This window comes from Faecalibacterium sp. IP-1-18 (assembly GCF_023347355.1).
Lineage (GTDB): Bacteria > Bacillota > Clostridia > Oscillospirales > Ruminococcaceae > Faecalibacterium > Faecalibacterium prausnitzii.
Genome location: NZ_CP094472.1, coordinates 2,126,842 through 2,140,564, shown reverse-complemented (window position 1 = coordinate 2,140,564; position 13,723 = coordinate 2,126,842). Strand labels below are relative to the sequence as shown.

Sequence of the window (13,723 nt, the reverse complement as noted above, 5' to 3'; positions counted from 1 at the left end):
GCTGGTCTTGGGACAGCGAGGGCGACGGAGAGAATAGCAAAGCAAGCCCAGCTAACCCTCGCAAAAACAGGATAGCATTTGAATGCTTCGGTTTGTCAAGGGTTCGCTGCGCCAGCTAAGTTGTTCTTGGATTTCGCTCAGGCTCTGGAGAAAATCAAGCAGCAGCCGTAAGATACGCTTTTCCAGACTTTTGCAAGGCATAGATCAGCCGCACGAGTTTCTTCATGGCATGGGACAGGGCAACATTGTAGTGTTTTCCTTCAGAACGTTTCTTGGCAAGGTATTCAGCAAAGACGGGATTCCAGTGGCAGACGTACTTGGTTGCGTTGTAGAGAGCGTATCGCAGATAGCGAGAACCGCGTTTTTCCATGTGAGCATAGCAGTTTGTGAGTTTGCCTGACTGGTATGTAGACGGAGAGCAGCCAGCGTAAGCAAGGACTTTGTCAGGAGAATCAAAGTTGGAGAAATCGCCGATTTCAGCAAGAATCATGGCAGCGGAATGAACACCCATTCCGGGAATAGAAAGAATCGGTGGATGCAATTCATCCATGATTTGCTGAATCGAATCTTCAATTTCATCAATCTCGGAGGTGAGTTCCTTAATGAGTTTAATGGTGTGCTTCAATTCTAGAGATTTGGCAGACATGACAGAACCAATGGAAGTTCTGGCGGCCTCTCGAATCTGGATGGCCTTTTCTTTTTCGTAGCGTCCCTTGGACGCTGTTGCAAGAAGATTTGTCAGCTTGGTGAGATGAATTTCTGAAATCTGTTTTGCACCGGGATATTCACTGAGGAGCGCATAAACCGAAGCAATATGGAGAGAGGTAACGAGCTTCTCCAGTTCTGGAAACAGAATCGTGACCAGTCTGGACACTGACTGCTTCAGCTTGGCTCTTTCACGAACCTTATCGAATCGGTATCTTGTTAGTGACTTTAACTCTTCGTTGTGGTATGCTGTATCCGTGTAGGACTTGAGGTCTACATCGGACAATAGCATAGTTGCAATCGTTCTTGCATCCACACGATCGGTTTTAGTTTTGCGAAGGCTGAGACTTTTTCGGTAGGTTGGTGTGCAAAGGATTCATGACATAGACGGCCAGGTCCTTGTCAAGAAGAAATCCAAGAATGTTGTAGCTGTAATGTCCGGTAGCCTCAAGTCCTACTTTTATTTTGTCTGACTTTTGGGTACAGTTTCGAATCGTTTGAAGCAGTTGCTTAAATCCATCCATGTTGTTGGGGATGGTAAAGCAGTCAGCACGAACCATTCCGTCTGAATCAAGAATACAGCAGTCATGCTTATCCTTGGCAACATCAATTCCAACACAAACCATTTTGATACCTCCGGCATATTTATTTCGATGCTGTTCAGGACCACAGACTTCTTTGCTCTTGTAACCTCGTTCTAAATAAACCGTCTGGCGGTATCTAACTGATTAACATTTCAACAAAGAGGCTGTGGTTGGAGCCTCCAATAAACCGTCTTTACGGTAGGTGAAAATTACCAATCCACAGCATCCTAAACATTGTAGCATACCGCTGGAGAGCGGTCTATAAATACTACTCTTTTATAATACGAGGGTTATCATTAGGCGGACAAATTTTATTAGAAATATTATCTAAAAATCCTAATATATGTGAATGTGCTATTATTGAAGTGCTTTTGTAATGCCAATGGACTTTACCTATAAAATGATAGAGCCAATATTTAATTTATCATATTGTTTGATAAGTAAAAAGTGGTTTTCAAAACTACAATTTAAAAGTTTGAAACTTAAAAAAAGCTTGTTTGCTCTATATTATGAAGATACTTGTAAAATTACAAAAGATAATTTAATTGCTTTTATGAAGTCAAATTCTAATTATGAAGTAAAAAACACTTTATCGCATACTAAAGCAAAGACCCTCGTATTAGTTGGAAGTAAAGAAAGACCTATTATGAAAAAATCAGCAACTAAAATTGTTCATTTAATACCAAATAGTGAACTTGAAGCATTACAAGGATATTATCACGGAGATATTAGCATAAATCATGCAGATGATTATGTTGAAAGAGTAAAGAGGTTAGTTCGTTAAATTCCAGTTTGGAGAATTGAAAAAAACGGAATTTACCTATTAAGACATATAAACTCTTGACAGTAAAACTCCTATATAGTATTATTAAAAAACTACTATATAGGAGCTTTTGCATGAAAACAAATGGCGGATTTCTTGTCACCAAAATAAAACAACTTGGAGACCGGATTTTTGAAAAAATTCTCAGCGAAAAAAATATTGATGCGTTTAATGGAGCTCAAGGGCGTATTCTTTATGTGCTGTGGCAGGAGGATGGTATCCCAATCAGGTCACTCTCGGTCAAATGCGGATTAGCGATAACATCTCTTACGACGATGCTGGAAAAAATGGAAAATCAAGGGCTGATAAGACGTGTTCAGTCTGAAACGGATAAAAGGAAAACACTCTTGTTTCTGACTGAGAAAGCACATTCCTTAAAGGGCGAGTACGATTCTGTATCTGACGAGATGGGAAGTATTTACTACAAAGGTTTTTCAGAAGAAGAAATTGCCCAGTTTGAGGAATGCCTCGACCGCATCAGAAAGAATCTTGAGGAGTGGCAGAAGTCATGAGTATTTGTATCAAAGAGCAGATTCAGAACATGAATATCGTCATTGGCTGCACAGTAGGGTGTACATATTGCTATGCCCGCAACAACGTGAAACGCTGGCATATGATTGATGACTTCGCTGACCCTGAATTCTTTCCGGGTAAGCTCAAGATGATGGAAAAGAAACGTCCGCAGAACTTTCTTCTTACCGGCATGAGCGATCTCTCCGGATGGAAGCCGGAATGGAGAGACGAGGTATTTGCAAAGATCCGTGAAAATCCACAGCATCAGTTTCTGTTTCTGACCAAGCGCCCCGATCTTCTGGATTTTGATACCGATCTGGAAAACGCATGGTTTGGCGTTACAGTGACGAGGAAAGCAGAACGGTGGCGTATTGATGCCCTTCGGAAAAACGTCAGAGCAAAACATTACCATGTTACCTTTGAGCCGTTATTCGACGATCCCGGCACAGTTGACCTTTCCGGAATCAACTGGATCGTTGTCGGCACTATGACCGGAGCTCAGAGCAGGAAGATTCATACGGAGCCGGAATGGGCATGGTCTCTGGCGGACCAGGCAGATAAGCTCGGCATTCCGGTGTTTATGAAGGAAGACCTTGTCCCTATCATAGGGGATGAAAATATGATTCAGGAAATGCCGGAAGCATTTAATAAAGTGTTAGAGGTACAGAAATCATGGAAGAAGTAATAAATGGAATCCTCATTCGTGAGGTGGAAACAAAGAACATCATGACTAAGTCCAGTCTGCCGGTAGGCGGTTACTCGGTCAATCCCTATGTGGGCTGTACACATGCCTGCAAGTATTGCTATGCTTCTTTTATGAAGCGCTTTACCGGGCACAAGGAGGAATGGGGCACTTTCCTTGATGTGAAGCATTGGCCGAAAATTAAAAATCCGAAGAAATATGCCGGACAGCGGGTGGTCATCGGTTCTGTGACAGATGGCTACAATCCACAGGAGGAGCAATTCGGGAATACCAGAAAACTTCTGGAGCAGCTGATCGGCAGTGACGCAGATATTCTGATCTGCACAAAGTCGGATCTTGTGGTACGGGATATTGATCTGCTGAAGAAGCTTGGACGTGTAACCGTTTCATGGTCGATCAACACACTGGATGAAAATTTCAAGAACGATATGGACTCTGCTTCGAGCATTGAGCGCCGTATCGCTGCTATGAAGCAGGTATATGAAGCAGGTATCCGTACAGTCTGTTTCGTATCCCCGGTATTTCCCGGTATCACGGATTTTGAAGCAATCTTTGATCGGGTAAAGGATCAGTGCGATCTGTTCTGGCTCGAAAATCTCAATCTTCGAGGCGGTTTCAAAAAGGCAATTATGGATTATATCGCCGAAAAACATCCTGATCTTGTACCACTTTACGACGAGATCTATAACAAGCATAACCGTAGCTACTTTGAAGCACTTGAAGTAAAAGCTGCGGAAATGGCTAAGAAGTATGATTGTGCCTTTGTGGATAATGAAATGCCTTATGGCAGAGTCCCGCAGGGACATCCGGTGATCGTGGATTATTTCTATCATGAGGAAATCCGAGGGACAGAGAATACCGGAAAAAGAAATCGCTAACTTCCAGTTTATCAAATAAGTAAATCATTCCATACCTCTGCGGGCAGCGATGAAACGGCTGCCCGCTCTTTTTGTACCCTGAAACCGAAAGGAGGCTTCAAATGCCAAACAAAACCGAAGAATATCTTGCACTTGCCTGCAAAACGGCAGACAGCTTTTCGCGACGGTGGGAGCACTGGGCAGAATTTCTGATCACAGCGGCACGGCTGTACAAATACAGTTACCCGGATCAGCTGATGATCTATGCCCGAAGATCGTCGCAAATGTATTCCTTCAATGGTAACAATCATGGAGATTAGTGTTTATCTGGAGATTAGGTCAGTTTACAAGGAACTACACGCAGACCACGAAACGGGGGCTGCTGACAACAAATAAAGGTTGAGTATCAAGCACCGGGAAAGTGCGAGATATTCAGCCTGTTTTGTTGTCCGGGGTTTCCAAAGGGGCTTGCCCCTTGGCACACGACTTTGCTTGCAAAGTGTAGTGTGTTATACGCTCTGTCGGCGTTGCCGTAAAAATGCCATTGCCGCCGGGGAGGGCAAGGGCATTTGAAGCGGCAGGAAAACGGGGCTGTGATTGCGTGGCGTGGAGCCGCAACCGCAGGACTGGTTTCATCAGCAGACAGGGCGTATATGAAAGCCCCCGTCCCTCGTCCCACGCCAGACTTCGGGACAAAATGTCCCGAACTTGTGGACACACTCTCGAAAAAGCAGCCGGATTTTTCTCTCAAAATTGAAATGGGCGGGAAGCCATTTTAAGGGCTTTCCCGCCTTGATTGCCTATTAGCAAAGGCGGACGGGACTGTCAACGGCGGCGCATTTATGCGCCGTTCATCTTGACCGTTGACTGGATCGGCTGACTTTGCTATTTCAGCAACAGTTGAAATTATACAGTTAATAGATTGACACTAAAACGGCGCTCTCTTGTGCTGCCATTTTTTCATAAAACTTTTTCAAATTTTCAAATGAATTTCTTAAATCATCTTTAATTTCATCTGCTTCATCTTCGTATCCCCAAATATTGGGGTAAATATCATTTTGGGAAAACGCACTCATATCAAATTTATCAAGATATGTTTCAAAATCAATTTCTTGCAACGCCCTGGCTATTTCTTTCACCCTATCAGCTTTCGTTCCAGATATAAAGTCTTCTTCAGATATATTGAACTGTCCTACAATCGCTTCACTGATTAAATCATCTTCAATCGGTTCGCTGGCAGATTTCCCCGTCAGTAAAAAATGAAGTGCGTCCCACATTTTATCTATATCACAAATTTCTATGTCCTCACTTTCTTGTAATTCTTCCACATCATCAAGGCACGTGATTTTTTCTAATTCAATGTCAGTGGTTGGTTGATAATTTGCAATCATTCCCATTTGCATTTCCTCCATATTTCGATTTGTTCTTTTGCTTTATCTTCCCACAAAAAGAAAGAAAATCCCACAAGCAATAATTACAACGCCCAGAACGCCCATAAAGACACGATACCCGCCCTGTCCGAATATGTCATAGATAAAGCGTCCGGGGCCGTTTGGTCTTTCTCCATCCGGGCTTGTGACCCACCGCCAGTTAAAAATTGCTCCCAACAGTGTCAGCCCACCGCCCGCAATCACCACATACTGCCAGTGGTCTTTTAAGTATGCAACGACATTCTCCATGTACTACCCCCTTTTTCCTCGCTGTGGGTTCGGATTTTTCAGCAAGTCGGACTTCTCCGAAATCTTTTTAAGCCATTTCTTTTCTTCCTCGGACAGCTTCTTATAATTCAGCCGAAGCCGTTTGCAGATAAACGCCAGCGACGCTTGCTCCGGGTCGCTGTCCTCTCTGGCAACTTCATCGGCGGCCTGCAACAATCCTTTCAGCGGGGTATCCTCCGGGACGCTGAAAAAATCGTCCCTGTGGGCTTCCCGCAGGTCAAGAGCTATGCTGTTTATGTCCTGCTGTATCACATAGCGGCAAAAGCTGTCATCATCAATATGGGCGGCGATAAGCTGTCTTAACTGCGGGTCGGTCAAGCCGGGATTGTGCTGCTTCATAATGGTCGCGCTCACAGCGTCTACAATGGCGTTTGCGCTCTGCACCTGTTTTCCCGCCACGCCGTTCACATAGATTTCAAGGTCAGCCATGAGCCGAGGAAAATCCGGGTGCGCCGCCAGCTCACACAAGAGGGAATTGTCCACCCGCCCGCTTTTCAATAGTTCAATCATATCATCACTCAAACGCAGGTCTGCAAGATCGGCGTTTGAGTGATTTTTTGTTTGGGACAGCCCCAGCAGATAATCAGTGGTCACGCCGTAAAACTTCGCCAGCTTGATAAGGGCATAGTGGCTGATGTCCTTGAAATCCTCCGCTTCATAACTGCCCAATGCAGACTTGGAGAGGTGCGTCTGCTCCGCAAGCTGTTCCAGCGTCAGCCCACGCTCCACACGCAGGTCTTTCAATCGTTCTTGTATGGAAAGTTCCATGCTCTCCCTCCTTGTCTGCTTGATAAACTGAAAGTTGTAGATTAGTCCCACACGATTTCCAAACAATTAAAGTTTTCTGGAATTGGTGGTACACACGAATAAATATTTAATTCAGATGCCTTTATTGTAATTACTCCGTCAGAGCATAGCCATTCGCAATTTACTAATTTTTCTAATTCCGTAGGCAAAATGGTTGTGCAAATCACGATTGAATCTCCTGCAAGAACTAATTCTTCTGCCCCATTGTTTTCTACGATTTCTGTATCATCGTGCAGAGCAACACGCACCCACGCTATGTTAGGCATTAACTCAATCTTTTGTAGCATATCCCATATTTCAGAAAGAGTCGGTCGCCCAAATTCCCATTGGTTCGGAGCAATGGAGTCCTCTTCTGTATTTCCATTGAAAAATTCATCGAGCGTTAGTAATGGAAAACGTTCTTCATTTTCTTCCAATATTTTTTTGAATGTACCCAACTCTATCATAATCACAATTCTCCTTTCAAATTTCGATTTCCTGTTCCGTTTCTTCCATTTTACCACAATTCCGAGAGCGTGGAAATAGAGAGTTTTCCGGGGTGATTTCCGACCTTATGGATATACGGGGCGGGCGGTCTTTTAGGTGTAGACTTAGGGTAGTTCATCGATGAGCTGCACCTTAAAAAATGAATGACCGTCCGAAAAGGAATACCCCGGCAGGGGAAGCACCGCAACGAGCCACTTAGGGACAAAATGTCCCGAAGTCCGGGGAGCGTGCCAACGCTGGAACACGCCGCAGGAATGGGGCAGGAAGCCTTTTCGGGGAGAACGGCTAAGGAAAAATGGAGGGAACACATGAGAGAGAACCCATATAAACGACTGCCGCCCATAGAACGCAGGCAGGACGGTTCCCTTTACCGCATGACACCGGCACAGAGGAAACAGGCAAACACCCTGATCCGCCGGGAGTGCTGCTGTTATGAGGACGGGAACTGTATGCTCCTTGACGATGGGGACACCCACACCTGCCCCCAGACCATTTCTTTCTCGGTCTGCTGTAAGTGGTTCCGCTGGTCGGTCTTGCCGCAAATCGGGACGCTGGAAGCAGAGATTTTCCGGGATAAGGAGCTAAAACGCTGTGCGGTCTGCGGCAGAGTGTTCGTCCCAAAGTCCAACCGGGCGAAATATTGTCCCGACTGTGCCGCCAGAGTTCACAGGCGGCAGAAAGCGGAAAGTGAACGGAAAAGGAGGTCGAGTGTGGACAATTAGGCAGGAAAAAAGCCTTGATTTATAAGGCTTCCAGAGGGCAGAACCGGGGCAGGTCATATAAAATATCGTCTGCCCCCGGAAATGCCGTTCTAACTGTCCACAAAGCACACTATGACAAACACGATTTATATTCATCAACCGGAGAAATCGGTCAGCTTCACCCGGCTCCCGAATTTTCTCTTTGAAGCCCCTACATTTACGCCCCTGTCCAATGAAGCGAAGATACTGTACGCCTTTATCTTGCGCCGGACGGAGTTATCCCGCAAGAACGGCTGGGCGGACGAGTACGGGCGCATTTACCTGTATTATCCAATCTGCGAGGTGGTCGCCCTGCTCCACTGTGGGCGGCAAAAGGCGGTCAACACCTTGCGGGAATTACAGTATGCGGGGCTTGTGGAGATACAGAAACAGGGCTGTGGAAAACCAAACCGTATCTACCCAAAATCCTATGAAGCGGTTTCAAACACTGACTTCAAGAAATCCGGTTCCGGTACGCCGGAGGGCTGAAAAGCGTACCTGACAAGTACGAAAATCAATCCTCTTGAAGTACGAAAACCGGACGGAAGATAGAAATACAGAGATTAACAGATTTATTTATATCAATTCCATTCCAATCCTATCAGAGCTATTTCCGGCGGGATTTTCCTGTGGAAGAGTCCCGGAAAGGAACGGAATGGGGAAAGGAGCAGAATGGCACAACACGCAATTTTGCGGTTTGAGAAACACAAGGGCAACCCGGCAAGGCCGCTGGAAGCCCACCACGAACGGCAAAAGGAGCAATACGCCAGCAACCCCGACATTGACACCAGCCGGAGCAAATACAACTTCCATATCGTCAAGCCGGAGGGACGCTACTACCACTTCATTCAGAGCCGGATTGAACAGGCGGGGTGCCGAACCCGCAAGGACAGTACCCGGTTTGTGGATACGCTGATTACCGCCAGCCCGGAGTTTTTCAAGAAGAAGCCCCCAAAGGAGATACAGGAATTTTTCCAGAGGGCGGCTGATTTCTTAATCGGGCGGGTAGGCCGGGAAAATATCGTGTCGGCGGTGGTACACATGGACGAGAAAACGCCCCACCTGCATTTGGTCTTTGTCCCGCTGACAGAGGACAACCGCCTGTGTGCAAAGGAGATTATTGGGAACAGAGCCAGCCTCACAAAATGGCAGGACGATTTTCACGCCTATATGGTGGAGAAATATCCCGACTTGGAGCGTGGGGAAAGTGCCAGCAAGACAGGCAGGAAGCATATCCCCACCCGTTTGTTCAAGCAGGCGGTCAATCTCTCCAAACAGGCAAGAGCCATTGAAGCCACGCTGGACGGTATTACCCCGTTCAACGCCGGAAAGAAGAAAGAGGAAGCCCTCTCCCTGCTGAAAAAGTGGTTTCCGCAGATGGAGAATTTCTCCGGTCAGCTCAAAAAATACAAGGTCACAATAAACGACCTTTTAGCAGAAAATGAACAGTTGGAAGCCAGAGCAAAAGCCAGTGAAAAAGGCAAGATGAAAGATACGATGGAACGGGCAAAGCTGGAAAGCGAGCTGAAAGACATTCAGCGGCTGGTAGACCGTATCCCGCCGGAGGTGCTGGCAGAACTGAAACGGCAGCAGCAGCACACAAAGGAGAGGTGATTGATGACAGAAAACATTTCACGCCGCAGCATGGCGGCACTGCACTTTGAAAATTAAATACGGAGGTACTATGGAGCATATCAGATACAAGAAAGAAACCGAAGTCGTGACTTTTCAAGGAAAGGAAATCACGCTGGAAAATCTCTCCCCGGTGTTCACGCCGGAGCAGGAAGCGGCAAAACGCCGGGAGCTGGAACAGCAGCTTTATGAGGTATTCCGCAAGTATGCCGACAAACGGCAGAGTGAGGAAGCCGGGGCATAAGGTTTTCCGAAGCCATCATTGATTTGCGGGGCTGCTGGCGGTATAATAAAGGTGTCAGCAGCTCCGTTTCTTTTTTAAGAAAAGGAGCGACAATATGAACAATCGAATAGACGCAATCTATGCAAGACAATCGGTAGACAAAAAGGACAGCATTTCCATTGAAAGCCAGATTGAGTTTTGCAAATACGAATTGAAAGGCGGGAACTGCAAAGAGTACAAGGACAAAGGGTATTCCGGGAAAAATACGGAGCGTCCACAATTCCAACAGCTTATGCGGGATATTGAAAGCGGCCTTGTGCGGAAAGTGGTGGTTTACAAGCTCGACCGCATCAGCCGTTCCATTCTCGACTTTGCGAAGATGATGGACTTCTTCCAAAAGTACGAAGTGGAGTTTGTGTCCTCTACGGAGAAGTTTGACACCTCCACCCCGATGGGGCGGGCTATGCTGAATATCTGTATCGTGTTCGCCCAGCTTGAACGGGAAACGATACAGAAGCGGGTGACGGACGCTTACTACTCCCGCAGTCAGCGGGGCTTCAAGATGGGCGGGAAAGCCCCTTACGGCTTCCATACAGAGCCGATTAAGATGGACGGTATCAACACAAAGAAGCTGGTGGTAAACCCGGACGAAGCAGCAAATATCCGGCTGATGTTTGAGATGTATGCCCAGCCCACAACCTCCTACGGGGACATTACCCGGTACTTTGCGGAACAGGGGATTTTGTTCCATGGCAAAGAGCTGATACGCCCCACGCTAGCGCAGATGTTACGCAATCCTGTCTATGTGCAGGCAGACCTTGATGTGTACGAATTTTTCAAAAGTCAAGGGACAATCATTGTCAATGACGCTGCCGATTTTACAGGCATGAACGGCTGCTATCTGTATCAAGGGCGGGATGTGAAGCCCAGCAAAAAGAACGACTTGAAAGACCAAATGCTGGTACTGGCTCCCCATGAGGGCATTGTTCCCTCCGACATCTGGCTGACCTGCCGTAAGAAGCTGATGAACAACATGAAAATCCAGTCTGCCCGGAAAGCCACCCACACATGGCTGGCGGGAAAAATCAAGTGCGGGAACTGCGGGTATGCCCTTATGAGTATCTTCAATCCCTCCGGCAAGCAATACCTTCGCTGTACGAAACGGCTGGATAACAAGAGTTGTCCGGGGTGCGGGAAAATCATTACTTCGGAACTGGAAGCGGTTGTTTATCAGCAGATGGTAAAGAAACTGGCAAGCTACAAGACGCTGACAGGCAGAAAGAAAGCGGCAAAGGCAAACCCTAAAATTGCCGCCCTGCAAGTGGAACTTGCCCATGTGGACGGCGAGATTGAAAAACTGGTGGACAGTCTGACGGGTGCAAACAATGTCCTGCTCTCCTATGTGAATGTGAAGATAGCAGAACTGGACGGGCGCAAGCAGGAACTTCTGGCGAGGATAGCGGAACTGACGGTGGAAGCCATTAGCCCAGAACAGGTCAGCCAGATTTCCGGCTACCTCGACACATGGGACAATGTATCCTTTGACGACAAGCGGCGGGTGGTGGATTTGATGATTACCACCATAGCCGCTACAAGCGACAGCTTGAACATCACATGGAAAATCTGACGGGCGGAACCCCTCCCGTCAGACCGTTACCCTGTGTAGTCCCTTGTAAACTGTACTTTACCAAAGGATAAATACCAGCACGCATTCTACCGCAATGAACTTCAGAAACACGGAATCATTCAATCCATGTCCAGAAAAGGTAACTGCTATGACAACTGTATTATGGAGACCTTCTTTGGTAGATTGAAAAATGAAATGTTCTATGGTTTTGAGAAAGATTATCCTTCCTTTGAAGTGTTCTCCAAAGCTATTGCTGATTATATCGACTATTACAATAACAGCAGGATCCAAGCGAAAACAAAATGGATGCCTCCCTCTAAATTCAGGGAAGCATCCATGATGGAAACTTAATTATTCAATTTTGAACCGGTGTCCAGAAAACCGGGTACATATCATTTGCAAGGTCCCGCTCTTATTCATAGAGAAAACCACAAGCTATGCTTGTGGAAGAAAAGAGCCGTAGCGTTGAAACGGTAGAAAAAGAACCTCCTTTTGCTATAATTAGAAGCGGGTAACGCCAACCGCATAGGGCCTTTGGTTCGGCCTACTTTTTGGAGCTGGGCCTCTCGTGCCAGCAGCTCGAACAGAATATCCCGGCCCTCTTCACCGACCCCGCGTGCGGCCATGTGCTGCGGGCGAAAGGCTTCGTACAGGACGAGAACGGCTGGGTGGAGCTGAACGCCACCGCCGACGGCCTGACGGCAAACGCTATCCCCAAGGGGCAGGAAGTGCTCATCGTGATCGGGGAGGGGCTGGAGAAAGAACGGATTGAGGTGAGATTAAAGGGGTAAGGCGGATCCCCCGTATATCGTTGTATCTTTCCATAAATAGTTTGTCTCCCGCCCAAAGTAGGCGTATAATAGGGGAAAAGAAACGCTAAAGGAGAATCCCCTATGAACGGCACCGCATTGCGCAAACCGACTGTCCGGCGGGTGGTGGGCATGGTGGCGGGCATCGTCATCATCGCCCTTGGCATTGCGCTTTTCAAGCAGTCCCACCTCGGCAACGACTCCATCAGCGCCCTGAACATGCGGCTGGCGGAGCTGCTCGGCATCTCGCTGGGCACCCAGAACCTGTGCACGAACATCCTGTTTTTCCTGCTGGAATTCTGGTTCGGGCGCAAGTACATCGGCCTTGGCACCTTCGTCAACGGCATCTGCATCGGGTACATCGTCACGGCGTTCTATGACCCCATTCACGCCCACTTCGGCGACGCGCCGTCGCTGGCGGTGCAGTTGGCGTGGGTCATCGCGGCGGTGCTGGTCACGGCGCTGGGCGCTTCGCTCTACCAGACCGCCGACCTCGGCATTGCGCCCTACGATTACCTTTCCCTCGGTCTGCGGGACTACACACCCTGCCCGTACTTCGGGTGCCGCATCTTCACCGATGCGCTCAGCGCCCTGCTGTGCTGGCTGCTGGGTGGCCTTGTGGGCCTTGGCACCTTGATCTGTGCGTTCTGCCTTGGGCCCTTCATCCAGTTCTTCGATCGGACGTTCTCCCAGAAGGTGCTGCAATACAAACCGAACAATTGAGAAACCCCGCGGCGTCAAATCATACGCTGCGGGGGTCTTTTTTATTGCTGCCGTTAAGCAGAAAATGAAAATGAAGGAGATTTATCTTTCAAAACCGCCTGTGGACTGCTGCGGCGATGGGGAGCCATAACAAACCCATCAGACAGGCTTTGGAAGAAGTAAATTTTTCGAATCTGCTTGTAGAAAACGGCGGTCTATGATAACATGAAATCAAAGAAAAACAGGAGGGCTTACACAAGGTTTTACTGGTTGTGGATACACAGAAAGGTATCGTGGATGAACGCCTGTATGCGTTTGAAAAGTTTGTCAGCAACATCAGGAAACTAATCCGGACTGCCCGCGAACAGGGAATCGAGGTCGTCTATGTCCAGCATGACGATGGACCCGGCACTGGCTTTTCCATCGGGGACGATGAATTCGAGGTCTATTCCGAATTTGCACCGCTGCCGACTGAAAGACGGTTCGTCAAGACCGTATGCAGTGCGTTCAAAAAAGAAAGCGGTCTGCTGGAATATCTGACGGAAAAGGGCGAAAAAGATGTGATGGTCTGCGGCATCATGACCGACTTCTGCATCAATGCAACGGTGGAGGCGGGCTTTGAGCATGGCCTGCACATGATCGTTCCTGCCTATGCAAATTCCACGCAGGACAACGAGTATATGACAGGGGAGCAGAGCTACCACTATTACAATGAATTCCTCTGGCCGGACCGCTATGCCGATTGTGTGCCCATGGACAAGGCGCTGGAACTGCTCAAAAAGTGAGGTGTTTAC

18 protein-coding genes and 1 pseudogene are annotated in these 13,723 nt (G+C 47.5%); 14 read left to right on the top strand and 5 right to left on the bottom strand.

Annotated elements, in window-relative coordinates:
* Positions 1-154 precede the first annotated feature (154 nt).
* A pseudogene (locus tag MTP43_RS10190) lies at positions 155-1,331 on the bottom strand (IS110 family transposase).
* 334 nt (positions 1,332-1,665) lie between these two features.
* Here MTP43_RS10190 and MTP43_RS10185 point away from each other — a divergent pair.
* From MTP43_RS10185 to MTP43_RS10165, 5 genes are all read left to right on the top strand, one after another.
* Positions 1,666-2,073, top strand: a complete 408-nt coding sequence (locus MTP43_RS10185; protein ID WP_249234792.1) for an alpha/beta fold hydrolase — start codon at positions 1,666-1,668, stop codon at positions 2,071-2,073.
* A gap of 113 nt (positions 2,074-2,186) precedes the next feature.
* Positions 2,187-2,624, top strand: coding sequence for a radical SAM mobile pair system MarR family transcriptional regulator (locus tag MTP43_RS10180; RefSeq protein WP_005921333.1), 438 nt, complete (start codon positions 2,187-2,189; stop codon positions 2,622-2,624).
* Positions 2,621-3,310: a radical SAM mobile pair protein A gene (locus tag MTP43_RS10175; RefSeq protein WP_005921335.1), complete on the top strand. Its 690-nt coding sequence runs from the start codon at positions 2,621-2,623 to the stop codon at positions 3,308-3,310. The genes MTP43_RS10180 and MTP43_RS10175 overlap by 4 nt, the downstream gene beginning before the upstream one ends.
* Positions 3,298-4,206 (top strand): radical SAM mobile pair protein B, encoded by a 909-nt coding sequence (locus tag MTP43_RS10170; RefSeq protein WP_005921337.1) that lies wholly within the window; start codon positions 3,298-3,300, stop codon positions 4,204-4,206. Before MTP43_RS10175 ends, MTP43_RS10170 begins: the two co-directional genes overlap by 13 nt.
* 101 nt (positions 4,207-4,307) lie before the next feature.
* Complete coding sequence (locus tag MTP43_RS10165; protein WP_005921338.1) at positions 4,308-4,505, top strand: hypothetical protein; 198 nt, start codon at positions 4,308-4,310, stop codon at positions 4,503-4,505.
* 594 nt (positions 4,506-5,099) lie between these two features.
* Here the strand turns inward: MTP43_RS10165 and MTP43_RS10160 are convergent.
* From MTP43_RS10160 to MTP43_RS10145, 4 genes are read right to left on the bottom strand one after another with little or no spacing between them, the layout of a single operon-like run.
* On the bottom strand, positions 5,100-5,582 hold the full coding sequence (locus MTP43_RS10160) for a YfbM family protein (protein ID WP_002596446.1): 483 nt from the start codon (positions 5,580-5,582) through the stop codon (positions 5,100-5,102).
* 36 nt (positions 5,583-5,618) lie between these two features.
* Positions 5,619-5,864: an immunity 17 family protein gene (locus MTP43_RS10155; protein WP_002596447.1), complete on the bottom strand. Its 246-nt coding sequence runs from the start codon at positions 5,862-5,864 to the stop codon at positions 5,619-5,621.
* Positions 5,865-5,867: 3 nt separating this feature from the next.
* Positions 5,868-6,671: a helix-turn-helix domain-containing protein gene (locus MTP43_RS10150; RefSeq protein WP_002596448.1), complete on the bottom strand. Its 804-nt coding sequence runs from the start codon at positions 6,669-6,671 to the stop codon at positions 5,868-5,870.
* A gap of 41 nt (positions 6,672-6,712) precedes the next feature.
* Positions 6,713-7,156 (bottom strand): hypothetical protein, encoded by a 444-nt coding sequence (locus tag MTP43_RS10145; RefSeq protein ID WP_002596449.1) that lies wholly within the window; start codon positions 7,154-7,156, stop codon positions 6,713-6,715.
* A gap of 348 nt (positions 7,157-7,504) precedes the next feature.
* Between MTP43_RS10145 and MTP43_RS10140 the strand changes: the two genes are divergently transcribed.
* The 9 genes from MTP43_RS10140 (at position 7,505) to MTP43_RS10100 (ending at position 13,714) form a co-directional block, all read left to right on the top strand.
* On the top strand, positions 7,505-7,918 hold the full coding sequence (locus MTP43_RS10140) for a cysteine-rich VLP domain-containing protein (RefSeq protein WP_002596450.1): 414 nt from the start codon (positions 7,505-7,507) through the stop codon (positions 7,916-7,918).
* Positions 7,919-8,029: 111 nt separating this feature from the next.
* Positions 8,030-8,425, top strand: a complete 396-nt coding sequence (locus MTP43_RS10135) for a replication initiator protein A (protein ID WP_002596451.1) — start codon at positions 8,030-8,032, stop codon at positions 8,423-8,425.
* A gap of 183 nt (positions 8,426-8,608) precedes the next feature.
* Positions 8,609-9,550 (top strand): MobV family relaxase, encoded by a 942-nt coding sequence (gene mobV / locus MTP43_RS10130; RefSeq protein ID WP_002596452.1) that lies wholly within the window; start codon positions 8,609-8,611, stop codon positions 9,548-9,550.
* Positions 9,551-9,620: 70 nt separating this feature from the next.
* The gene (locus tag MTP43_RS10125) at positions 9,621-9,812 is read left to right on the top strand and encodes a hypothetical protein (protein ID WP_002566025.1); all 192 of its coding nucleotides are present in this window, start codon (positions 9,621-9,623) and stop codon (positions 9,810-9,812) included.
* 94 nt (positions 9,813-9,906) lie between these two features.
* Positions 9,907-11,418, top strand: a complete 1,512-nt coding sequence (locus MTP43_RS10120) for a recombinase family protein (RefSeq protein WP_002596453.1) — start codon at positions 9,907-9,909, stop codon at positions 11,416-11,418.
* Between the two features lie 114 nt (positions 11,419-11,532).
* The gene (locus MTP43_RS10115; protein ID WP_330221013.1) at positions 11,533-11,769 is read left to right on the top strand and encodes an IS3 family transposase; all 237 of its coding nucleotides are present in this window, start codon (positions 11,533-11,535) and stop codon (positions 11,767-11,769) included.
* A 275-nt stretch (positions 11,770-12,044) separates the two neighbouring features.
* The gene (locus tag MTP43_RS10110; RefSeq protein WP_223451049.1) at positions 12,045-12,209 is read left to right on the top strand and encodes a GTP-binding protein; all 165 of its coding nucleotides are present in this window, start codon (positions 12,045-12,047) and stop codon (positions 12,207-12,209) included.
* A gap of 102 nt (positions 12,210-12,311) precedes the next feature.
* Positions 12,312-12,950 carry a YczE/YyaS/YitT family protein gene (locus MTP43_RS10105; RefSeq protein ID WP_005921343.1) on the top strand — a complete coding sequence of 213 codons (639 nt, stop codon included), beginning with the start codon at positions 12,312-12,314 and terminating at the stop codon, positions 12,948-12,950.
* Positions 12,951-13,201: 251 nt separating this feature from the next.
* On the top strand, positions 13,202-13,714 hold the full coding sequence (locus MTP43_RS10100) for an isochorismatase family protein (protein WP_249234791.1): 513 nt from the start codon (positions 13,202-13,204) through the stop codon (positions 13,712-13,714).
* Positions 13,715-13,723 lie beyond the last annotated feature (9 nt).

Excerpts from the sequence above, each read along its gene's own strand:
- MTP43_RS10185 (WP_249234792.1), top strand. The coding sequence starts at position 1,666 with ATGCCAATGGACTTTACCTATAAAATGATAGAGCCAATATTTAATTTA.
- MTP43_RS10180 (WP_005921333.1), top strand. The coding sequence starts at position 2,187 with ATGAAAACAAATGGCGGATTTCTTGTCACCAAAATAAAACAACTTGGA.
- MTP43_RS10175 (WP_005921335.1), top strand. The coding sequence starts at position 2,621 with ATGAGTATTTGTATCAAAGAGCAGATTCAGAACATGAATATCGTCATT.
- MTP43_RS10170 (WP_005921337.1), top strand. The coding sequence starts at position 3,298 with ATGGAAGAAGTAATAAATGGAATCCTCATTCGTGAGGTGGAAACAAAG.
- MTP43_RS10165 (WP_005921338.1), top strand. The coding sequence starts at position 4,308 with ATGCCAAACAAAACCGAAGAATATCTTGCACTTGCCTGCAAAACGGCA.
- MTP43_RS10160 (WP_002596446.1), bottom strand. The coding sequence starts at position 5,582 with ATGGGAATGATTGCAAATTATCAACCAACCACTGACATTGAATTAGAA.
- MTP43_RS10155 (WP_002596447.1), bottom strand. The coding sequence starts at position 5,864 with ATGGAGAATGTCGTTGCATACTTAAAAGACCACTGGCAGTATGTGGTG.
- MTP43_RS10150 (WP_002596448.1), bottom strand. The coding sequence starts at position 6,671 with ATGGAACTTTCCATACAAGAACGATTGAAAGACCTGCGTGTGGAGCGT.
- MTP43_RS10145 (WP_002596449.1), bottom strand. The coding sequence starts at position 7,156 with ATGATAGAGTTGGGTACATTCAAAAAAATATTGGAAGAAAATGAAGAA.
- MTP43_RS10140 (WP_002596450.1), top strand. The coding sequence starts at position 7,505 with ATGAGAGAGAACCCATATAAACGACTGCCGCCCATAGAACGCAGGCAG.
- MTP43_RS10135 (WP_002596451.1), top strand. The coding sequence starts at position 8,030 with ATGACAAACACGATTTATATTCATCAACCGGAGAAATCGGTCAGCTTC.
- mobV (WP_002596452.1), top strand. The coding sequence starts at position 8,609 with ATGGCACAACACGCAATTTTGCGGTTTGAGAAACACAAGGGCAACCCG.
- MTP43_RS10125 (WP_002566025.1), top strand. The coding sequence starts at position 9,621 with ATGGAGCATATCAGATACAAGAAAGAAACCGAAGTCGTGACTTTTCAA.
- MTP43_RS10120 (WP_002596453.1), top strand. The coding sequence starts at position 9,907 with ATGAACAATCGAATAGACGCAATCTATGCAAGACAATCGGTAGACAAA.
- MTP43_RS10105 (WP_005921343.1), top strand. The coding sequence starts at position 12,312 with ATGAACGGCACCGCATTGCGCAAACCGACTGTCCGGCGGGTGGTGGGC.